The organism is Nostoc sp. CALU 546 (genome assembly GCF_048836525.1).
Genome location: NZ_JAWJTF010000228.1, coordinates 1 through 3,477, shown reverse-complemented (window position 1 = coordinate 3,477; position 3,477 = coordinate 1). Strand labels below are relative to the sequence as shown.

The window sequence follows — 3,477 nt, the reverse complement described above, 5'->3', positions numbered from 1 at the left end:
AGACGCTAAAAGCATAGATGCTCCAGATAAGTCCATACACGCTGTTGGCTGGAGACATTCTCAATGGCTTTTTTCATAATCCTTCCCACGGTTGCGATCCCCGGTCTAACATAAAGAATATTCCTAAAGCGATCGCTCATGAGCATGGACTGGAAAGAAGTCAGAGGCAACTGGGTAATCATTCCCCGAAATCCCATAGGTATCGTTCATTTTTTGGGAGGTGCATTTGTCGCCACTGCACCGCACATCACTTATCGCTGGTTACTCGAACAATTGGCAAGTAAGGGTTATGTTGTAATTGCTACACCTTTCGTCAATACATTGGATCATACTGCGATCGCAAAATCAGTGCTACTAAATTTTGACCGCACCCTCGAACGCTTACAAGACTCTGGGGCATTACGCAAACTTTACTTCCCCATCTACGGCATTGGACATAGTATGGGCTGTAAACTTCACTTGCTGATTGGTAGCCTCTTTAAAGTAGAACGTGCAGGTAATATTTTAATATCCTTCAATAACTACGCCGCGAAAGAAGCTATCCCACTAGTAGAACAGTTTAATTCTACTTTGAAAATCGAGTTTACACCCTCACCCTTGGAAACTAACAAGCTTGTCCAAGCTCGTTACAATATCCGACGCAATTTATTAATAAAATTTAGTAATGACACCATTGATCAATCAGCAGCTTTAACCAAAATCTTACAAGAACGTTTTGATGACATGGTGACAGCACAAACGTTACCAGGAACTCATACAACACCTCTAGGTCAAGATATTAAATGGCAAACTGGAACATCTTTCACCCCCTTTGATGCATTAGGGCAATGGTTTAAGCAAGAAGCATACCGCGACTTAAACCAGCTAAAAACCACTATCCTTTTGTGGTTAAATCCTCTGGCAGCGCCATAATTTTTTATGAGTGTTAAACAGCCATAAATTCGACGCGAAAAGAAAAAATAGTTAGTAGTATAATCCAGATGTACTACTAACTAGCCAATATCATATTTTTATTTTCTATTTTTACAGCAAATTATTAATGAGTGTTTCTTACAACTTTCTATGTTTCAAATACTAATAATTGATGACGATTATTCAATAAAAATACTCCTGAAAAGGATGTTGGAAAAACAGGGTTATGAGGTAGTTACAGCCAGTAGCGGCGAGGAAGGAATAGAAAAGGCACTGGCTTACCGTCCTGCGCTAATTATTTGTGATTGGATCATGCCGGGTTTGACTGGACTAGAAGTTTGCCACCGCATTAAGACAGACCCCAAATTTTTTACCACATTCTTTATTTTATTAACATCCTTAGATTCCGTTGCTGATTGCGTCAAAGGTTTAGATGCTGGTGCTGATGATTTTATCTCCAAACCTATTGAGCATAATGAATTACAAGCACGGGTAAGAGCAGGATTACGCCTACATCAATTGAGTAGAGATTTGCAGGCTCAAAAGTTGCTTTTAGAATCAGAAATGTCAGAAGCAGCAGAATATGTGCGATCGCTGCTGCCTTTTTCCATGACTGAACCATTCAATATAAATTTCCGATTTATTCCCTCGCGACAACTTGGCGGTGACTGTTTCGATTACTATTGGCTTGATGATGATTATCTGGCAATTTACTTACTCGATACTGCCGGACATGGACTCAAAGCGACTCTTCCCTCTGTTTCAGTGCTGAATCTGTTGCGTTCCCGTGCGCTCAAAGGTCTAAATTACTATCAACCGAGTGATGTATTGAAGGCTTTAAATGATACCTTCCAGATGAATTATCAAAATGACAAATATTTTACGATTTGGTACGGAGTTTATAACCGAATCAATCGCCAGCTAATTTATGCTAGTGCAGGTCATCCACCAGCAGTTTTAGTAACCGGCACATCTCCAAGGAAGTCTGAAGTTAAACTCTTAAAAACCCCCGGTATGCCAGTCGGCATGTTTCCAGAGGCAAAATATGTTGATGGTTTTTGCAATATTGAAAAATTCAGTACCCTTTACATTTTTAGTGATGGCGCTTATGAAATAACTAAATCAGATGGCACACTTTGGAGTCTAGATGCTTTTATTCAGCTACTAGTTAGCTTACAAAATCCTATTGATAGCCAACTTGATCACATACTGAGTTATTTAATCGCCCTCAACTCCAAAGATGCTTTTGATGATGATTTATCTATTTTGCAAATGAAGTTTGATTAGTTATGTTTTGGAGAGTAAAACCTGATTAAATGCGTCTTGGCTGGGGAATATTTCAAATACTTTATCCATGTTAGTCAGTTCAAATAATATTCTGACTTGCTCATTAATTGAGCAGAGAACAAGCTTTGTATCCGCTGCTCGTAAGGTTTTGAAAGCTAAGACTAAAGCTCCTAAACCGGAACTATCCATAAACGTTACATCTTTAAAATCAACTAACACAATTTTCGCACCATTTTCTATAACATCAGTGATATTTTGTCGAAACTCTTGCGAAGTTGTGGCATTTAAATTACCACTGAGCTTAATAACTTTTACTTGTTCTCTCATGATTATGTCACGTTGATTTGTGTAAATGATGCTCTGATGTCGCTATTATATACCCATCATAGAACATTTAAAAATGCTTGCAAAATAAAATCCAAGATTACATATTGGGTAATCGTTGATAATTACTTAGGATGTATAAAGATTAATTATAAACATTTTCATCTGATTTTTTTAATCACAAAAAAATCATTAGCTCAATACAAGTATAGTTTTTCTAGTAGGAACAGACCAATTATAAATAAAGAAGGTAAGTAAGTCGGTATAGTAAAACTCATGTATGTTTATTTTTGTAAGAAAGATGGAATGACTGATTTTTAAGTTGTTTGCTGATTTGATGTTTCTTCATATAGGTTGATTTTCAATGCCCGCTTGCTTGCATCTCATTGACATAGGTATATACTGATCTACAAGCTGAAGTTACTGCTTTTCAGATTATTTCCCAAATATTTTTGCAAAACTGAGGTTCTCCAACAAACCTCATAATGATAGTCATGATTAAACAATTCAAAATTCAATGGGTTGCTGCGATCGCATTGCCTGGGTGGTAGGTATCGATTATTCTCCAATTTAGCGACGGGTCTGCATTACACACCAAATTTTCCCCTGCTCTAGCCCCCAATTCAGTACTACAAGCAAAAAGACTATGAAAATTACTTAACTATCGGGGTTTTATCTCAGAATCATTAGTGGATATAATCCTTTGTTGAATACTGAATACTTATGATAGTAACTAGCATCTACGTTTATTTATGTCCAATTACTTACATAATTAAAATAATTTACCTCTAGAGTGCCGCTCTAAAGCCAAAAATTTCGGTTTCAACAGCGCCAAGCAAGCTTGAAGCTACACCAATGCGCTAAAAGAAGTTCTCTGAGGCGATCGCCTCTCCTATTTTAGTATTCCCAATATCTGTCATTTCTCAACAGACAACACAAAAAGTAAAGAGTTAT

The 3,477-nt window shown here is 37.2% G+C and carries 3 protein-coding genes; 2 read left to right on the top strand and 1 reads right to left on the bottom strand.

Going from position 1 to position 3,477, the window contains the following annotated elements; translation table 11 throughout:
• Nucleotides 1-144 precede the first annotated feature (144 nt).
• Entirely contained in the window at nt 145-912 is a 768-nt protein-coding gene (locus tag RRG12_RS41900) for a DUF1350 family protein (protein ID WP_069073389.1), read from the top strand.
• Between the two features lie 150 nt (nt 913-1,062).
• Nucleotides 1,063-2,199, top strand: coding sequence for a PP2C family protein-serine/threonine phosphatase (locus tag RRG12_RS41895; RefSeq protein ID WP_420759651.1), 1,137 nt, complete (start codon nt 1,063-1,065; stop codon nt 2,197-2,199).
• On the opposite strand, the gene RRG12_RS41890 is transcribed toward RRG12_RS41895, so the two are convergent.
• Nucleotides 2,200-2,526, bottom strand: a complete 327-nt coding sequence (locus RRG12_RS41890; protein WP_069073387.1) for an STAS domain-containing protein — start codon at nt 2,524-2,526, stop codon at nt 2,200-2,202. It abuts the gene before it with no gap.
• Between the last annotated feature and the right edge of the window lie 951 nt (nt 2,527-3,477).

Bases quoted from the DNA above. Each gene is read 5' to 3' on its own strand.
- RRG12_RS41900 (WP_069073389.1), top strand. From the start codon at position 145: ATGGACTGGAAAGAAGTCAGAGGCAACTGGGTAATCATTCCCCGAAAT.
- RRG12_RS41895 (WP_420759651.1), top strand. From the start codon at position 1,063: ATGTTTCAAATACTAATAATTGATGACGATTATTCAATAAAAATACTC.
- RRG12_RS41890 (WP_069073387.1), bottom strand. From the start codon at position 2,526: ATGAGAGAACAAGTAAAAGTTATTAAGCTCAGTGGTAATTTAAATGCC.